Source organism: Bacillus sp. TE9106W, assembly GCF_054062215.1.
In genome coordinates, this window is the sequence record NZ_JBSSFA010000004.1 from 256,316 (window position 1) to 272,311 (window position 15,996).

A 15,996-nucleotide genomic window follows, 5' to 3' on the forward strand; every position below is an offset into this window, starting at 1 on the left:
CAAAATAGGAGGATTTCCTTCTAAAAAACCAATCATTTTAGTATACCATACAAAATTCTCCATTTGTCGCGCTTTGTTCTACCTTCTACAGAAAACAATTTACTTCGTCCATACCCTCTCACTGAAAAAACATCTCCTGGATAACATTCATAAGAGGTTTGCTCCACTGTTTTCCAATTGACTTTTACTAAACCATTTTTTATGAGAGGTTGTACTTTTTGTCTAGATATATGTAACATTTCAGCTAACATAACATCTAAACGAAGTGAAGAAACCGTTCCAGATTTCTCGCCCCACGTTTCTTGTATCTGTAGAATTTTTTCTCCTTGCACTGGTGATAAGGAGACTTTCACTTTCCCTATAGATTGTAAGTTCATCTCAATATAAGATACAACTTCTTTCGCGACTACAATTTGGGCACGATCTTCTTGAAGCAAAATATCACCACATTTTTCTCTCGTTAAACCGAGAGACATAAATGTACCTAATATTTGCCTATGCTCTAGCGTATAAAACTTGGAAGGATAGTCAATTTCCAATACTTCTACTTGAAATTCCTCTTCATTTACTACTAGATAATCCGGATAAATGAGTGCTCTTTTACGCTCTGCACGAGACGTTGCACCATCAAACTGTACAGCAATATCCCCTTGTCCTATTACCATAGTGACAATTTGTTGTTGTCTTGGATCAAGAAAGTCTGTTAACTTCACTTGATGGTACTCAGCCGCCTGTTTCCACTCTAATACTTTATCCACAAAGACTACTTCATCAGGTCTAAAATGCTCGTAGATGCTCATTCATCTAACCTCTTACTATAAGAAATAGCCGAATAAAGTTACTAAACCACTTGTAGCAAGTTTCAACGCAAAAATCGCAACGAGTGGTGAGATGTCAATCATACCAAGCGGCGGGATAAATCTGCGAAATGGTTCTAAATACGGTTCACAAATACGCGCAAGAAAATCTCCGAAAGTTGATTCCTTTGCACCTGGGAACCATGATAGGAGAATGTAAATAATAAGTGCCCACGAGTATATCTCGATAGCAGTAACTAAAAGCCTTAAAACTGTTTCCATGGCGTATTACCACCTCTTTATATTTGTGTCTTCTTCTTCACCGAATAACTCTGAAATTGCACCAACAATATCTACATTTTCAGGCGTACACATAAATGTTTTCGGTCCTATTTTTTGAATGTCCCCGCCTATAGCGTATACAGTACCACTTAAAAAGTCAACGATACGTACAGCTTGATCAGTAGACATTCGTTGTAAATTAATCACAACAGCTCGTCTACCTTTTAAATGGTCTGCAATTCCTTGCGCTTCTGAATATGTGCGTGGTTCTAATAAAACAACTTTTGAAGATTGCTTTGCTGTTTCAATGCTCACAACATTTTGTTTCGGTTGCGCTTTTGGAAACGTAACATCTTGTTGTTCTGGCGGATCTTGCTGCTTCTTCATGTCTGTTTGCTCCTTTTCATAACTATATTGAGCTGCTTCTTTTTCTTCAGGTGTATCAAAAAAGAAGTATTTTACTTTTGACCAACTCATAATAAGATTCTCCTTCCTTTTACGCTTTTCCTACTAAAATCGTCCCCAAACGAATATATGTAGCACCTTCTTCAATTGCAATCGTGTAATCATTAGACATTCCCATTGATAATTCTTTGCATGGTGCATGTAATAATTCTAGCCCCTGCACCTCTTTTTGTAGCATACGTAACTCCTTAAAACAGCGTCTAATTTCTTCCTCTTCTTCTGTAAACGGAGCCATTGTCATTAATCCTACCACTTCAATCTTATCCAATTCTTGCAAACTTTGAATAAAAGAAACTGTTTCTTCTATTGCCAATCCTTGCTTGGATTCTTCAGATGATGTTTTCACTTGAATAAAACATTTCACCTTCTTATTCGCACGTTTTTGAATTTCTTTTGCAAGTGAAAGACGATCTAATGAATGTAAATAATCGATTTCATTAATAATTTCTTTTACTTTTCTCGTTTGTAATGATCCAATAAAATGCCAATTCACTTTTGAACCGAAATGTTCGTACTTCTGTAAGAAACCTTCATTTCTATTTTCACCTAAATCGATAATTCCAGCTTCAATTACTTCGTTTGTTTTTTCAATTCCTACCGTTTTTGTAACCGCAACGAGTTTAATATCTTGCAAAGAACGTCCCGCTCGCGCGCAAGATTGTTTAATTGCTTCGTTTACAGTTGTTAAATTTGTTTGTACTGTCACTTGCTTTCATCCTCCTTAAAACCTATGAAACTCAACATTCTCCCTGTCTTACCTTGATCACGACGATGAGAGAAAAACAGTTGTTCTTCACAGCTTGTACAAAGAGATGACATTACAATATTCTCTTCTTTTATGCCTGCTTGTACACATAATATACGATTAATTTCTTTTAAATCAATTGCGTACTGTCCGTCAGAAACTTTTTTATAGGGAACAGAACCGTTTACTACTTGCTCTGCTGCTGTTAACACTCGATCATCAACAACGTAACAACAAGATCCAATTGCTGGTCCAATTGCAACATGAATTTCATCACTTGAAATCCCTTCTGCATTCCATTTTTGAATCATTTCCTTTGCAATCTCTTTTACAGTCCCTTTCCATCCAGCATGCGCAAGTCCTATCATATCATGTGATGGCGCATAAAAATAGAGTGGAACACAATCCGCGTAACAAGATGTTAAAAGAACATCATTATTAGTCGTATAAATGCCATCTGTTTTTGAAATGCCGTCTTCATATGAATAAACGCCACTTCCTTTTTCCTGTTGTCCTACTTTTTCAACATGATGATCATGAACTTGTTCAGAGCAAATCCAGTTTTCTAATGGCTTCTGTAACTTATTTGCTAAAATGCGTCTATTTTCATGAACGTTCTCCACGATATCATTCACATGTAATCCTAAATTCATCGCATGAAAGGAGCCCGTACTTACCCCACCATCTTTTGTCGTAAATCCAGCAGTAATGTTTCCAAGTTCTTTCCACGCTTGTAAATACAGTATACCGTCCACATATTTAAATGGTTCTATCATAACAGCGGCTCCTTTTAATTAAAATAACATAAAAAAGCATGGTACTTCCTGTCTATTTTACCATACTTTTATTTTTTCATAATGCCAACAGAAAAAAAAGAGGAATTTGTAATATTCTTTATGAAATTGTCGGTGTTTGTATTGTTTCTGTTACAGAATTAACAGTATTTACTCTAACAAGTATGACATCCTCCCCAATTTTCACAATTTCCTTCCAAGGAATTACAATTTCTACATCTTTCCCAAAAATACCTAACATACGTGCCTGTTTGGAAATAATTATTGATTCGATTTTCCCTGTGTTCATATCAATTTCAATATCTCCAATATTCCCAAGCCTTTTTCCATCTGAAACATTTATTATATCTTTCATCTGCAATTCCGAAATTCTTATCACTTTCATCCTCTCCCTTATATATGACGAATTGAAAAACTGTTTCTCAAATGAACAGGAAGTACCCTCTACTAACCACATATTATTTTCAATATATGAACATCTCTCCCCTACTATGAGCCAAAACAAACTATGTTACATATAAAAAGGTTTCACCATAAATGGTGAAACCTTATCCTTGAATCGTCTTATTCATTTGTTTAATAGCTGATTTCTCTAAACGTGACACTTGCGCTTGAGAAATCCCAATTTCTTCTGCAACTTCCATTTGTGTTTTTCCTTGGAAGAAACGTTTTCGAATAATCATTTTCTCACGATCATTTAAACGCTTCATTCCTTCTTTTAGTGCTAACTCTTCAACCCACTGCTCGTCCTTTTGTTTTTCATCACTTAACTGGTCCATAACAAAAATAGGATCTCCCCCATCGTTATAAATCGGCTCAAATAATGAAACTGGATCTTGAATTGCATCTAAAGCAAAAACGATTTCTTCATGAGTCACTTCAAGCACTTTTGCAATATCCATTGCTGTTGGTTCTTTTGAATTTTCTGCAATCAACTTTTCTCTTACTTGTAACGCTTTATACGCAATATCTCGTAATGAGCGAGATACGCGAATCGGATTGTTATCACGCAAATATCTGCGTATTTCCCCAATAATCATCGGCACAGCATACGTTGAAAATTTTACATTTTGGCCTAAATCAAAATTATCAATGGATTTCATAAGTCCAATACAACCAACTTGAAATAAATCGTCAACATATTCTCCTCTGTTATTAAATCTTTGGATGACGCTCAGTACAAGACGTAAGTTTCCATTCACTAATTTCTCTCTTGCGCTTATCTCTCCACTTTGCATTTCACGAAATAATTTACGCATTTCATCATTTTTTAGTACGGGAAGTTTAGCTGTATCAACACCGCAAATTTCTACTTTGTTTCTCGTCAAAGTGTTCCCTCCTATCGGGAGTTGCTGTACAGTGTAAAGTATTTCCTTTGAAGGGGATTTTATGCATGCGGTTTTCTCTTCATTTTTCATTTTCGTTGTCTCTCCTCATACAACGAAAATGAAAAAGACCAGCCTACATAACGGCTGGTCTTATTCTTTACACCATTTTATTAAATTCTTTTCGTAATCTTTTTATGATTCTTTTTTCTAAACGCGAAATGTATGACTGTGAAATCCCAAGCATATCCGCCACATCTTTTTGCGTCTTTTCCTCTCCTCCAGCAAGCCCAAACCGAAGTTCCATAATTTGTTTTTCACGATCATTCAATTGATGTAATGCTTTCATTAAAAGATGACGATCAACAGTAGCTTCTAAATCTTTTGTAATAATATCATCGTCTGTCCCTAATACATCTGATAATAAAAGTTCATTCCCGTCCCAATCGATGTTAAGTGGTTCATCAAAAGAAACTTCTGAACGATTTTTATTATTCCGGCGCAAATGCATTAAGATTTCATTTTCGATACAACGTGAGGCATATGTTGCTAATTTTATTTTCTTTTCTGGATTAAATGTATTTACCGCTTTAATAAGCCCGATTGTTCCAATGCTAATCAAATCTTCAATATTTATCCCTGTATTTTCAAACTTTCTGGCTATATATACGACTAGCCGTAAATTACGTTCAATCAGTAACGACCTTGCCGCCTGATCTCCTTTTGGCAATTTATTTAATAAAACTTCCTCTTCTTCTTTCGTTAACGGCGGTGGTAACGCTTCACTTCCACCAATGTAATAAATTTCATCGGTCTTAATTCCTAATTTCAACAATACTTTATACCAAAGGTATACTAAATAAAATTTTAATTTCATCATATTATCCCGCCTCCCATTATTAAGCAATTACCATTTTTTGCGAAATCAACATTTTTGGATGCACAATACATTGATACTCTCCATTGGTTGACAACTGTTGTGTATTTAATCCAATCAATACTTTATTCACGACAATAGAACTACCTTCATGATAAATTTGTACACTTTCTGGCTTAATTGCCCATAAAAATTGATTCTCTACTCCTACTGCTCGGAAAGGAATTAAGCGTAATTTTGTCGCCCACCCAGAATCATTTTCTGGTATTTGAGGAATCTGTGTTTTGGAATAAATTTGTTCTGTTAACCAAGTTGGCAAACAATGTTCTAATGATGAAATATGCATAATCATAACAGGTGTTTTCGTTAACGGGTCGTAAAGTTGATTCCCACTATCAATTAAACCTGCGAGTTCTAGTTCCTCTTCAGCTAATTGAATTTTCAATTTCACAATTTGATCATAGTGTATTTTTGTAACCTCTACGCTTTCAATTCGCTTTTTAGAAAAATAATAAATGACTGGAAAACCAAAAATAACGAACAACCAACTAATTGGGTCACCGTAAGAAATTGATTGAGATTGAACCAACCCATTTACCATTTCATTCGTTTGCAAAAAGAAATGAGTGCCCATTAACCCTCCGCCAACCATAAAGGTTACAAAGTAAAAAGTAAAAACAGTTTGTGCATAATTTCTAAATGTTGTAAACCCAAATGCTGTATACACAATAAGTAACGAGTACAGTAGTTTCATAATCGGATGTGTCATCATAGAAGCAAAAGGAGTAAAGGCAAAAATAACAATGGTTGAACCTATAAATGCCCCTAACACAAGCCTCCATCTTTTGATCTTCTTTTTTAACACGGTAGCTGTTAATAAAAGTAAAAGAAAATCAATGCAGGCGTTTAACAACCAAACAACGTCGGCGTAAACAACCAAACAATTCACCTCTTTTTTTAAGTTGAGACTAGTATAATGCATATCCAATAGGAAAGTGTGTCAATTTGCGGAGGTGTTTTTTTGTTATTTTGTGCTTTCTAGACATAATCTGTCGGTAAAAAATAAAAGTATATGTTTCATAGAATGTTATATTTTTTTATTTATATATAAAGTGACAATTTAATCACCACGCACCAATCGGGCTGTCCGGCAAAGAGCGGGATAGATTGAAATATATAAAATAAAAAAGACCTGCTTAGCAGATCTTTTCCTTGTATAAAACAAAAAAAGGAGCCTGAAAGCTCCTTTTCTTTTATCGTCTACGACGATTACGTAAGAATGCTGGAATATCGATATCATCTGAATCTGAATGACGCTCATGTACAACCGGCTCTTCACGCTTCATTTCACGTTTTACTTCACGTTGTTTTGGAGGTTGCGCTACTGGCTGTTGCTGTTGTTGCGTGTGATTCACATTCGGACGGATAATTGGTTTTGGTGGTTGAGTTGCAATGCTATCATCAAAACCAGTTGCAATTACAGTTACAACGATATCATCTTTTAATCCTTCATTAATAACAGAACCGAAGATCATATTTACTTCTGGATCCGAAGCTGAAGCTACAATATCTGCTGCTTCTTGTACTTCGTATAAGCTTAAGTTAGCTCCACCCGTAATGTTCATGATAACACCTTGAGCTCCATCAATAGATGTTTCTAATAATGGACTAGAAATCGCTTTTTTCGCAGCTTCAGCAGCACGATTTTCCCCATTACCAGAACCAATACCCATTAAAGCAGAACCTCTATTAGACATAATTGTTTTTACGTCTGCGAAGTCTAAGTTAATTAAACCTGGTGTTGCAATTAAATCAGAAATACCTTGAACACCTTGACGTAATACGTTATCCGCTTCACGGAATGCCTCTAACATTGGCGTGTTTTTATCAACAATCTCTAATAAGCGATCGTTTGGAATTACAATAAGTGTATCTACATTTTCTTTAAATGCCGCAATACCAGATGCCGCTTGCGTTGCACGCTTACGTCCTTCAAATGTAAATGGACGTGTTACAACACCAACTGTTAATGCACCTAGTTCTTTTGCCACTTGAGCAACAACTGGAGCTGCACCAGTTCCAGTTCCGCCGCCCATACCAGCAGTTACGAAGACCATATCTGCACCACGAAGTGCTTCTTGTATCTGTTCTTTACTTTCTTCTGCAGCTTTTTTCCCTACTTCAGGGTTTGCACCTGCACCAAGTCCGCGTGTTAATTTTCCACCAATTTGCATTTTCGTTTCAGCTTTTGATAGATTCAATGCTTGTGCATCAGTATTCACAGCGATAAAGTCTACACCTTGTACACCGTGTTCAATCATACGGTTTACAGCATTGTTTCCGCCACCGCCGACACCGATAACTTTTATATTCGCTAATTGATCTTGAGTAGTATCAAACTCTAACATGTCGAAATCCCCCTAGAACCTCATTTTTCGTGTCCAATTTTAATCCCATAAATAACGGAATACACGTTTTACTTTTGACATCATACGGTCATCATTTTGATTATTATTGTTTTGATTACGAGTTTTTTGTTTCGCAGGTTGCTGTTGTACCGGCGCTGGAGCTGGTGCTGGTACTGGTTCAAAATGCTCTTGCTTTTCCTGCACATTTTTCCCACGTAATTTAGCTTTTTGATAAGAATGTTTAATTAATCCTACTCCACTTGTATATTGTGGCTCACGCACACCAATATAATCAGGAGTTGCTATACGAACATTTTCATGTAAAATATCATATGCAAGATCAAGGACACCTGGCATAGAAGCAATTCCACCAGTTAGTACATAACCAGAAGCTACTTGCTTTACTCCTAACTTACGCACTTCATCTTGAACAAACATTAAAATTTCCTCTACACGAGCCTCTATTATATCCGATAATTCCAACTGAGAATATTGTTCTGTTTGATCGCTTCCCATAATAGGAACCGTAAACATCTCTTCTTCAGACGCTGTATCATAAAAAGCATGTCCATATTTCAACTTAATTTGATCTGCGTTTTCTGTTGAAGTCTTCAACCCAATCGCAATATCCTTCGTTATATGGTCTCCACCTAATGGTAATACGCTCGTCGCTTGTAACTCTCCATCTTTAAAAATAGATAAAGTTGTAGATCCTCCCCCCATATCAACAAGGGCTACTCCTCTATTTTTTTCATCTGAAGATATAGCAACTGTTGCAGCCGCTAAAGGTTGAAGACAAATATCAACAATTTCAAGACCTGCTTTTTCTACACAACGAAGTAGGTTATGTAGTAAAGTTCTCGAGCCTGTAATAAGTGTACCTTCCATTTCTAATCTTACACCGATCATCCCGCGTGGATCGTTAATCTCGTCAAGACCGTCTACAATGAACTGTCGAGGTACCACATCAATAAACTCACGTTCTGGAGCAATTGACACAACTTGTGCTGCATCTAGAACGCGTAAGACATCTTCATTCCCGATTTCACGATCTTCATTTGAAACAGCGACTACTCCGTGACAAGGAAGTAGCTGTACCTGGTTTGCATTGACACCCACTACAACTTGCTCAATGTGGATTCCCACCATACGCTCAGCTTGTTCAATTGCTTTTTTAATTGATCGAACAGTCTCGTCTATATCAACTATCGATCCCTTCTTTAAACCATTTGATTTCACATTTCCAACACCAATAATGTTTAAGCTGTCATTAACCATTTCACCAATGATGACTTTAACATTGGATGTACCGATGTCAAGACTAACATATATTTCATTGCTGTTCATTCTTTGGCACCTCCTTCTTTATTTATACCATACAACTCAATATATGGAACAACAATCGCAACTTTACTATTTATAAGAAAAATATTCAACGTCTTTATACGTTTCCCTTTTTTAACCCTATATTTTTCTTATTTTTATTTAACATTCATTTAAGAATATCGCAGTAAACTATGAATAACTGCTTATCTTGAAATAATTCTATTTCAAGTGTAAAGATTACCGCCAAGTATAAGTCTACACTAAGATGTACTCATAGAAAAGTGAAACTTGTACCAATCCTAGTATGAATCTAAGAATTTTTACATATTTTTCATCAAATGAACCATTCTTGTAAATTCCTATGCATCAAGCAGAACGTTCGTTTCGTTTTTTCTACGATAACGTATTGAAAACTATCATTCTATTCTTTTTTTTCTTCCGCTCCTAATTCTTTCGTATACGCCCCTACTTCTAAGTCAATTAATACCTTTTTACCCGGCTCAATTGTTTTTAAGATAAGCGGATAAGCTTCCATACGTTTTGCAAAATTTTGAATCGTAGTGCTCACTTCATACCCTTCATTCATATATAAAGTAAGATGGTCTTCATTCGCATTCGTCGGTGAATAACGAATTTCAGAAATAGACCTTAAAATAGTTGGTGTTAATTTTTCAAGCTCAGCAATTAACTCCTTCATCTTCTCCTCTTTAAAAGGTTCAAAAATTGGCGCTGCAACAGGAAGCTTTCCGTTCGGGAGTACATCAAGTGTTTTCCCATTCTCTAATAACGGTTGTAATTTCCCATCTTTGTTTATATAACCAATCGTTAAATATTCCTCAATATGAACGTCAATTTTATTTGGAAAACGTTTCTTTACATTTACTGCTTTAATTTCTTTTCGTTTCGTTAAGTTTTCTTCTGCTTTATGTGCTGTCACCCGGAAATAACTTGTATCATACGTCACACCTGATTCCTTCATCACTTGTTCATCTGTCATATAATGATTTCCAAACACACTTATCTTTTTTATATTGCTAAGCGGAGATCGAAAATAAATTAAAAAGAGCACTAATAAAAATAAAATTGATATGTATAAAATCAACCGATGATTAACATTTTTCTTCTTTTTCTTCTGTTGATTTTTTAACTTTGGTACACGATCCTGTAGTTTAATTACTTTACTATTTTTCATGTACGATCCCCCTACGTAACATAAAGAACGGCATGTTCCTCATGCCGTTCTTATCTTCTTATTATAACATAAATGATAATGAGCGGAACGAATAACCGTTATCTTCCAATGATTTCTACTTCTGTATGCATTTCTACGCCAAATTTATCCTTAATTGTTTGTTTTATTAATGCAATTAAAGATAAGACATCTTGCGCGCTGGCTCCCCCAGTATTAATAATAAAATTTCCATGCATTTCAGAAATTTGAGCCCCACCTATTTGATAACCACGAAGCCCTGCCTTTTCTATTAAATCTCCTGCAAAGTATGGAGTTGGATTCCGAAACACACTTCCTGCACACGGATGATTCCATGGCTGTGTCTCACGACGGTAATCTTTATTCTTTTGCATAACACTTACAATTCTCTCACGCTCACCTATCTGTAATTGAAACTCAGCCTCCAAAACAATACCAGGACGTTTCGTTTGCAATACAGATGTACGATAGGAAAACTCCATTTCTCCATGCGTTAACCAGTCAATTGTTCCGTCTTCAAACAAAATAAGAGCTTTTGATAATATGTTTGATATATCCGATTTATGTGCTCCTGCATTCATATACACTGCACCGCCAACACTTCCCGGAATACCACTTGCGAACTCCAGACCGGCTAACCCTTGACGACTAAGTAAAGTTGATAATTTAATTAGGGGATACCCACCACCAACTCTTACTCTATGTTTTTCGACTTCTAAGTGGTCTAATCCTTCTCCTAAACGAATAACGGCACCTTCTATACCTAGATCAGATACAAGAAGGTTCGAACCACGACCAATTACAGTCCACTTTGTTTTATATTTCTTTACTAACTGTAACGTTTTTTCAATACCAGCAACATGCTTTGGCACAATTAAAATATCAGCTGGCCCACCTATTTTCATAGTGGTATAACGTGCTAACGGTTCATCCACTAACACGCGACCAACATTTGCTTCTATAAGCTCATTTACTAATTGCTCCATAAACAATCTCCCCCATACTAAGCATCCTTATTACAGTAGTATGCAGGGCGTTCACCTAACGTTATTTTTTTACAAGCTTATTCATGACTTCATACAGCTTATTTGCTGCATCTGGAATACCTAATTGCCCAGCAGCAAGCTTCATATTTTGTAATGTTTGTGCATCTAATAAAATCTCATCAATATCACGAATAAGTGTTTCAGCTGTTAAATCTTTTTCAAGCAACATTTTTGCTGCTCCTTTATCGACAACAGAACGTGCATTTTTTTCCTGATGGTTATTTGTTACATACGGACTCGGAATTAACACACTTGGCTTACCTAACGCTGTTAATTCTGCAAGTGTTGTTGCCCCAGCTCTTGAAACAACAAGATCTACACCTGTAAGTACTTCTGGCATATTATGAATGAAGGGTTTAATAATAACATTATTCGGATTCCCTTTTTGCTTCACTGCTTCCATCACTTTGTCATAATGAACTTCACCTGTTACATACAATATTTCGTAACTTTTATTTCCAAACTGTTCAATTGCCTCTACGAAAGCATCGTTAATTGGTCTAGCCCCACGGCTTCCACCAAAAATAAGCACGGATTTTTTAGGAAGGGATAAACCTACTGAACGTTTTCCTTTCATTCCATTTTGATCCATTACTTCTGACGCTCGTGGATTTCCTGTCATGACCACTTTTGACTGTGGAAAATGTTCTGCAGCCGCTTCAAAACAAACTGCAACTTTATCAACATAGCGACTTAAAAATTTATTCGTTACACCAGGTACACTATTTTGTTCATGTACAATAGTTGGAATACCTAATTTTGCCGCAGCATATACAACAGGTCCACATACATATCCACCCGTTCCAATTACAATATCTGGATTGAAACGACGAATATATCGCTTACTGTCTTGTACACCTTTTAGGAAACGCATCACCGTTTTCACGTTATCTAACGATATTTTACGCTTAAATCCACTTATAACAATAGATTGAAACGGTATACCTGCTTTTGGCACGATTGTACTCTCTAATCCATTTTCCGTACCAATATATAAAAATCTTGCTTCCGGATTTAATTTTTTTATTTCTCTTATTAAAGCAAGAGCCGGATAAATATGACCTCCAGTGCCCCCACCACTTACTAATACACGCACTACTAACTCCTCCGCTTCTCTTTTTCTTATTTCAGTCGTATTTATTTCTATATACATATTGTTTCTTCACGCACATACGAAAAACCCTGTCTTATAAAACAGGGTTTAGTAGCGAGAATGGCGACTTATATTTAATAATACACCTACTGCCATTAACATTAATGTCAAACTTGATCCACCATAACTTAAAAACGGTAAAGTAATACCCGTAACAGGCATCAATCCTGTTACAACACCAACATTAATCATTACTTGAATCGCAATCATCGCCACAATACCTACTGCTAAAAACGTACCATATAAATCTGGCGCTCCTAAAGCTATACGAATCCCACGCCATAATAATAGACTAAATAATAATAACACAAATGAACCACCAATAAAACCTAATTCCTCGGATAAGATTGCAAATATAAAGTCTGTTTGCGGTTCAGGTAAATAAAGAAACTTTTGTCGACTTTGTCCAAGTCCAAGCCCGAATAATCCACCCGGTCCAATTGCGAGTAACGATTGAATAATTTGAAATCCACTTCCAAGCGGATCTGACCACGGATCTAAATATGATGTAATACGTTTCATCCGATACGGTGCTGATGCAATTAGCCCTACAAATCCTGCTACACCAAGCAAACCAAACATTGCAAAGTGAAAGACCCTTGCTCCCGAGATAAATATCATAATGATACATGTACCGACCATTACCGTTCCTGTACCAAGATCTGGCTGTAACATAATCATTCCGAAAGCAAGAAATACAAAACCTAGAGCTGGTAGTAAACCACGTTTAAAAGAGGTAATTAATTTTTGTCGTTCCGCTAAAAATTTCGCTAAGAAGATAATCATCGCAAACTTCATAAATTCGGACGGTTGAATGGAAAATGCCCCGATTCCAATCCAACTTCGCGCTCCTCCTCGAACAAGACCTACTCCAGGAATAAGAACGAGAATAAGAAGAATGAAGCAAACTAGCAAAATTACTTTTGAATACGTACGCCACACCCAATAATCAATTTTCATAATAAAAAACATAGCCACTACACCAAGACCTGCGAATAGCAATTGCCTTTTCGCAAAAAAGAACGAGTCCCCCATTTTATAAGAGGCCCAAACCGCACTCGCACTATAAACCATAATCATTCCGATTGTTAACAACGCAAGTGTAACGATGATGAGAATAAAATCAGGCGTTTTCTTCATTACCCATAAACACCACCTCTTTAGGCAGAAACTTTTGCCCTATGTAACAAAACATCAGTAGGTGTTAGCCTACTGATGTTTTGATTTACTTTATATAAGTTTATGCACAGCTTGTATAAAAATGTCTCCTCTTTCTTCAAATGTTTTAAATTGATCCCAGCTTGCACATGCTGGAGAAAGAAGAATTACATCGCCATCTGTAGAATGAGCATAAGCTTTCACTACCGCTTCATCTAAAGTATCGACACTTTCAATTGTATCTAGTCCCGCTTTTTCTGCGGCTCTTACTAATTTTGGAGCGGTTTGTCCAAATGTTACAATCGCTTTAACATTTTTGAAATACGGAATTAAATCATCAAACTCATTCCCACGATCAAGCCCACCTGCTAATAACACAGTCGGTTGTGTAAACGCAGATAAAGCTTTCTCTGTCGCTAACATATTCGTTGCTTTTGAGTCATTATAAAACTTACGGTTGTTTATAGTTGTTACATATTCTAAACGATGTTTTACACCTGTAAAACGTTTTAACACCGCCGTAATCGCTTCGTTAGAAACACCCAATAATTTTGCGATACTCATCGCTGCTAAAATATTTTCTAAATTATGTTGACCCGGTAAAACGATATCGTCTACTTCAACAACTTTTTCAGCTTTAAAATAAAGAGCGTTATCTTTTATACACGCACCATCTTCAATTTCTTGCGTTGTTGAGAATAGTACTTTTTGACCTTTACTATAAGCAGATAAAGCCATCACATCTGCATCATCTGCATTTATTACACTATAATCATTTTCTGTTTGGTTTTTAAAAATATTTGCTTTTGCTAAACCATATTCTTTCTTCGTCCCATGATAATCTAAGTGGGCCTCAAATAAATTTAAAAACGCAGCAATTTTAGGTTGGAACAATTCTACTCCCATCAATTGGAACGATGAAAGTTCTGTAACTACAACTTCATTTTCTTTTGCATCCTGTGCAACTTCACACGCTACAGTTCCAATGTTCCCTGCAATTACCGGATGCTTCTGTCCTTCTTTTAGCATTTCAAATGTAAGCATTGTCGTCGTCGTTTTACCGTTAGATCCCGTAATCCCAACAAATGGTGCTTCTGAAATACGATATGCTAATTCAACTTCTGTAACAATTGGAATTTGCTTTTCTTTCGCAGCAACTAATATTGGATTAGAATACGGGATTCCTGGGTTTTTTACTACAAGAGAAATATTTCTCTCTAATAATTCTAAAGGATGACCACCGCATACAACGTCCATTCCTTTTGTTTGTAATTCTGCAGCAAGTACATTATCTGCTAAAGGCTTTCCGTCATTTACAATAACATTTGCCCCTAACTTTTGTAGCAATGTAGCTGCTGCATAACCACTTTTTGCAATGCCTAATACAAGAATATTCTTATTTTGAAATTCAGTTACAGTTTTCAATTACATCCACACCCCGATATAAATTCCTAACACAGCTAATAAAAATCCTACAGACCAAAACGTTACAACAACACGCCACTCTGACCAACCACATAATTCATAATGATGGTGTAATGGGCTCATTTTAAAGACACGTTTTCCTGTTGTTTTAAATGAAATGACCTGAATAATAACCGATAAAGTTTCCATTACGAATACTCCGCCAATGATTACAAGTAGCAATTCTTGTTTTAATAAAATCGCTACAGCTGCAATGGCTCCACCTAAAGCTAATGAACCTGTATCTCCCATAAACACTTTTGCTGGATTCGCATTGAATACTAAAAATCCAAGTACAGCTCCTACAACTGCCATACAGAATATCGCTACTCCAAATTGCTCTTGTGCCACAGCAATAATACTAAATGCTCCAAATGCAATAGCAGCTGTTCCTGATAATAAACCATCTAAACCGTCAGTTAAGTTAACTGCATTTGATCCACCAATAAGCATAAATAGTACAAGTACAAAATACGCCCAACCTAATTCAAACTTAACATCCGTTCCCGGAATCATAATGTATGTGTGGAACGCTTGCCCTTTTCCAATTAAAAAGAACGCAATTGCAATGACAAGCTGACCTACTAATTTTTGTTTTGATGTCAAACCAAGATTTCTCTTCTTAACTACCTTTATGTAGTCATCTAAAAATCCAATCAATCCGTAACCAAATGTTACTAATAGTAATAACGAAACTTCTGCACCTAAATGCTTAAACTTAATTGCCATAATAAGTGAAGTTACCATCATAGATACATATATGACAATACCACCCATTGTCGGTGTTCCTGATTTTTTTTGATGTGACTTTGGTCCCTCATCACGAATACTCTGTCCGAACTTTAATTTTCTTAAAAATGGAATAAACAATGGCGAAAGGGCAACAGAAATTAAGAATGCTACCCCAGCCGTTACTAATAAACCTTGCTCAAGCACATGTAGTCCT

At 36.1% G+C, this 15,996-nt stretch carries 17 protein-coding genes; all 17 read right to left on the reverse strand.

All coding sequences use genetic code 11. The annotated features are described in order from the left end of the window. Positions 1-32: 32 nt before the first annotated feature. Complete coding sequence (locus tag ACVWY7_RS10230; protein ID WP_000029723.1) at positions 33-800, reverse strand: YlmH family RNA-binding protein; 768 nt, start codon at positions 798-800, stop codon at positions 33-35. Positions 801-815: 15 nt separating this feature from the next. Further along, positions 816-1,079 (reverse strand): YggT family protein, encoded by a 264-nt coding sequence (locus ACVWY7_RS10235; RefSeq protein WP_000450918.1) that lies wholly within the window; start codon positions 1,077-1,079, stop codon positions 816-818. 6 nt (positions 1,080-1,085) lie between these two features. Beyond that, positions 1,086-1,556, reverse strand: coding sequence for a cell division protein SepF (locus ACVWY7_RS10240; protein WP_000119136.1), 471 nt, complete (start codon positions 1,554-1,556; stop codon positions 1,086-1,088). Between the two features lie 19 nt (positions 1,557-1,575). Further along, positions 1,576-2,250: a YggS family pyridoxal phosphate-dependent enzyme gene (locus ACVWY7_RS10245; protein WP_000218170.1), complete on the reverse strand. Its 675-nt coding sequence runs from the start codon at positions 2,248-2,250 to the stop codon at positions 1,576-1,578. Further along, positions 2,247-3,065 carry a peptidoglycan editing factor PgeF gene (gene pgeF, locus ACVWY7_RS10250; RefSeq protein ID WP_000572370.1) on the reverse strand — a complete coding sequence of 273 codons (819 nt, stop codon included), beginning with the start codon at positions 3,063-3,065 and terminating at the stop codon, positions 2,247-2,249. Before pgeF ends, ACVWY7_RS10245 begins: the two co-directional genes overlap by 4 nt. A 118-nt stretch (positions 3,066-3,183) precedes the next feature. After that, positions 3,184-3,468 (reverse strand): YlmC/YmxH family sporulation protein, encoded by a 285-nt coding sequence (locus ACVWY7_RS10255; protein WP_033682636.1) that lies wholly within the window; start codon positions 3,466-3,468, stop codon positions 3,184-3,186. A 163-nt stretch (positions 3,469-3,631) separates the two neighbouring features. Further along, complete coding sequence (gene sigG / locus ACVWY7_RS10260; RefSeq protein ID WP_000197753.1) at positions 3,632-4,411, reverse strand: RNA polymerase sporulation sigma factor SigG; 780 nt, start codon at positions 4,409-4,411, stop codon at positions 3,632-3,634. 157 nt (positions 4,412-4,568) lie between these two features. Beyond that, positions 4,569-5,288 (reverse strand): RNA polymerase sporulation sigma factor SigE, encoded by a 720-nt coding sequence (gene sigE, locus ACVWY7_RS10265; protein WP_000976948.1) that lies wholly within the window; start codon positions 5,286-5,288, stop codon positions 4,569-4,571. A 19-nt stretch (positions 5,289-5,307) separates the two neighbouring features. Further along, entirely contained in the window at positions 5,308-6,225 is a 918-nt protein-coding gene (gene spoIIGA, locus ACVWY7_RS10270; RefSeq protein ID WP_073524679.1) for a sigma-E processing peptidase SpoIIGA, read from the reverse strand. 313 nt (positions 6,226-6,538) lie between these two features. Then, on the reverse strand, positions 6,539-7,693 hold the full coding sequence (ftsZ, locus tag ACVWY7_RS10275; RefSeq protein ID WP_000888987.1) for a cell division protein FtsZ: 1,155 nt from the start codon (positions 7,691-7,693) through the stop codon (positions 6,539-6,541). Positions 7,694-7,732: 39 nt separating this feature from the next. Further along, on the reverse strand, positions 7,733-9,040 hold the full coding sequence (gene ftsA, locus ACVWY7_RS10280; RefSeq protein WP_001087551.1) for a cell division protein FtsA: 1,308 nt from the start codon (positions 9,038-9,040) through the stop codon (positions 7,733-7,735). 400 nt (positions 9,041-9,440) lie between these two features. Continuing rightward, positions 9,441-10,211, reverse strand: a complete 771-nt coding sequence (gene divIB, locus ACVWY7_RS10285) for a cell division protein DivIB (protein WP_000798222.1) — start codon at positions 10,209-10,211, stop codon at positions 9,441-9,443. A 98-nt stretch (positions 10,212-10,309) separates the two neighbouring features. Continuing rightward, a complete protein-coding gene (gene murB, locus ACVWY7_RS10290; protein WP_000437036.1) occupies positions 10,310-11,215 on the reverse strand; it encodes a UDP-N-acetylmuramate dehydrogenase in 906 nt (301 codons plus the stop codon). 61 nt (positions 11,216-11,276) lie between these two features. Further along, the gene (gene murG, locus ACVWY7_RS10295) at positions 11,277-12,371 is read right to left on the reverse strand and encodes an undecaprenyldiphospho-muramoylpentapeptide beta-N-acetylglucosaminyltransferase (RefSeq protein WP_001265416.1); all 1,095 of its coding nucleotides are present in this window, start codon (positions 12,369-12,371) and stop codon (positions 11,277-11,279) included. A 105-nt stretch (positions 12,372-12,476) separates the two neighbouring features. Then, positions 12,477-13,568 (reverse strand): stage V sporulation protein E, encoded by a 1,092-nt coding sequence (gene spoVE, locus ACVWY7_RS10300; RefSeq protein WP_000753510.1) that lies wholly within the window; start codon positions 13,566-13,568, stop codon positions 12,477-12,479. A 90-nt stretch (positions 13,569-13,658) separates the two neighbouring features. Then, entirely contained in the window at positions 13,659-15,011 is a 1,353-nt protein-coding gene (gene murD / locus ACVWY7_RS10305; protein WP_000860106.1) for a UDP-N-acetylmuramoyl-L-alanine--D-glutamate ligase, read from the reverse strand. Then, the gene (gene mraY, locus ACVWY7_RS10310) at positions 15,012-15,986 is read right to left on the reverse strand and encodes a phospho-N-acetylmuramoyl-pentapeptide-transferase (protein WP_062923009.1); all 975 of its coding nucleotides are present in this window, start codon (positions 15,984-15,986) and stop codon (positions 15,012-15,014) included. Positions 15,987-15,996: the final 10 nt, after the last annotated feature.

Bases quoted from the DNA above. Each gene is read 5' to 3' on its own strand.
- sigE (WP_000976948.1), bottom strand. From the start codon at position 5,288: ATGATGAAATTAAAATTTTATTTAGTATACCTTTGGTATAAAGTATTG.
- murB (WP_000437036.1), bottom strand. From the start codon at position 11,215: ATGGAGCAATTAGTAAATGAGCTTATAGAAGCAAATGTTGGTCGCGTG.
- ftsZ (WP_000888987.1), bottom strand. From the start codon at position 7,693: ATGTTAGAGTTTGATACTACTCAAGATCAATTAGCGAATATAAAAGTT.
- ACVWY7_RS10235 (WP_000450918.1), bottom strand. From the start codon at position 1,079: ATGGAAACAGTTTTAAGGCTTTTAGTTACTGCTATCGAGATATACTCG.
- ACVWY7_RS10240 (WP_000119136.1), bottom strand. From the start codon at position 1,556: ATGAGTTGGTCAAAAGTAAAATACTTCTTTTTTGATACACCTGAAGAA.
- ftsA (WP_001087551.1), bottom strand. From the start codon at position 9,040: ATGAACAGCAATGAAATATATGTTAGTCTTGACATCGGTACATCCAAT.
- ACVWY7_RS10255 (WP_033682636.1), bottom strand. From the start codon at position 3,468: ATGAAAGTGATAAGAATTTCGGAATTGCAGATGAAAGATATAATAAAT.
- spoVE (WP_000753510.1), bottom strand. From the start codon at position 13,568: ATGAAGAAAACGCCTGATTTTATTCTCATCATCGTTACACTTGCGTTG.
- ACVWY7_RS10230 (WP_000029723.1), bottom strand. From the start codon at position 800: ATGAGCATCTACGAGCATTTTAGACCTGATGAAGTAGTCTTTGTGGAT.
- divIB (WP_000798222.1), bottom strand. From the start codon at position 10,211: ATGAAAAATAGTAAAGTAATTAAACTACAGGATCGTGTACCAAAGTTA.
- pgeF (WP_000572370.1), bottom strand. From the start codon at position 3,065: ATGATAGAACCATTTAAATATGTGGACGGTATACTGTATTTACAAGCG.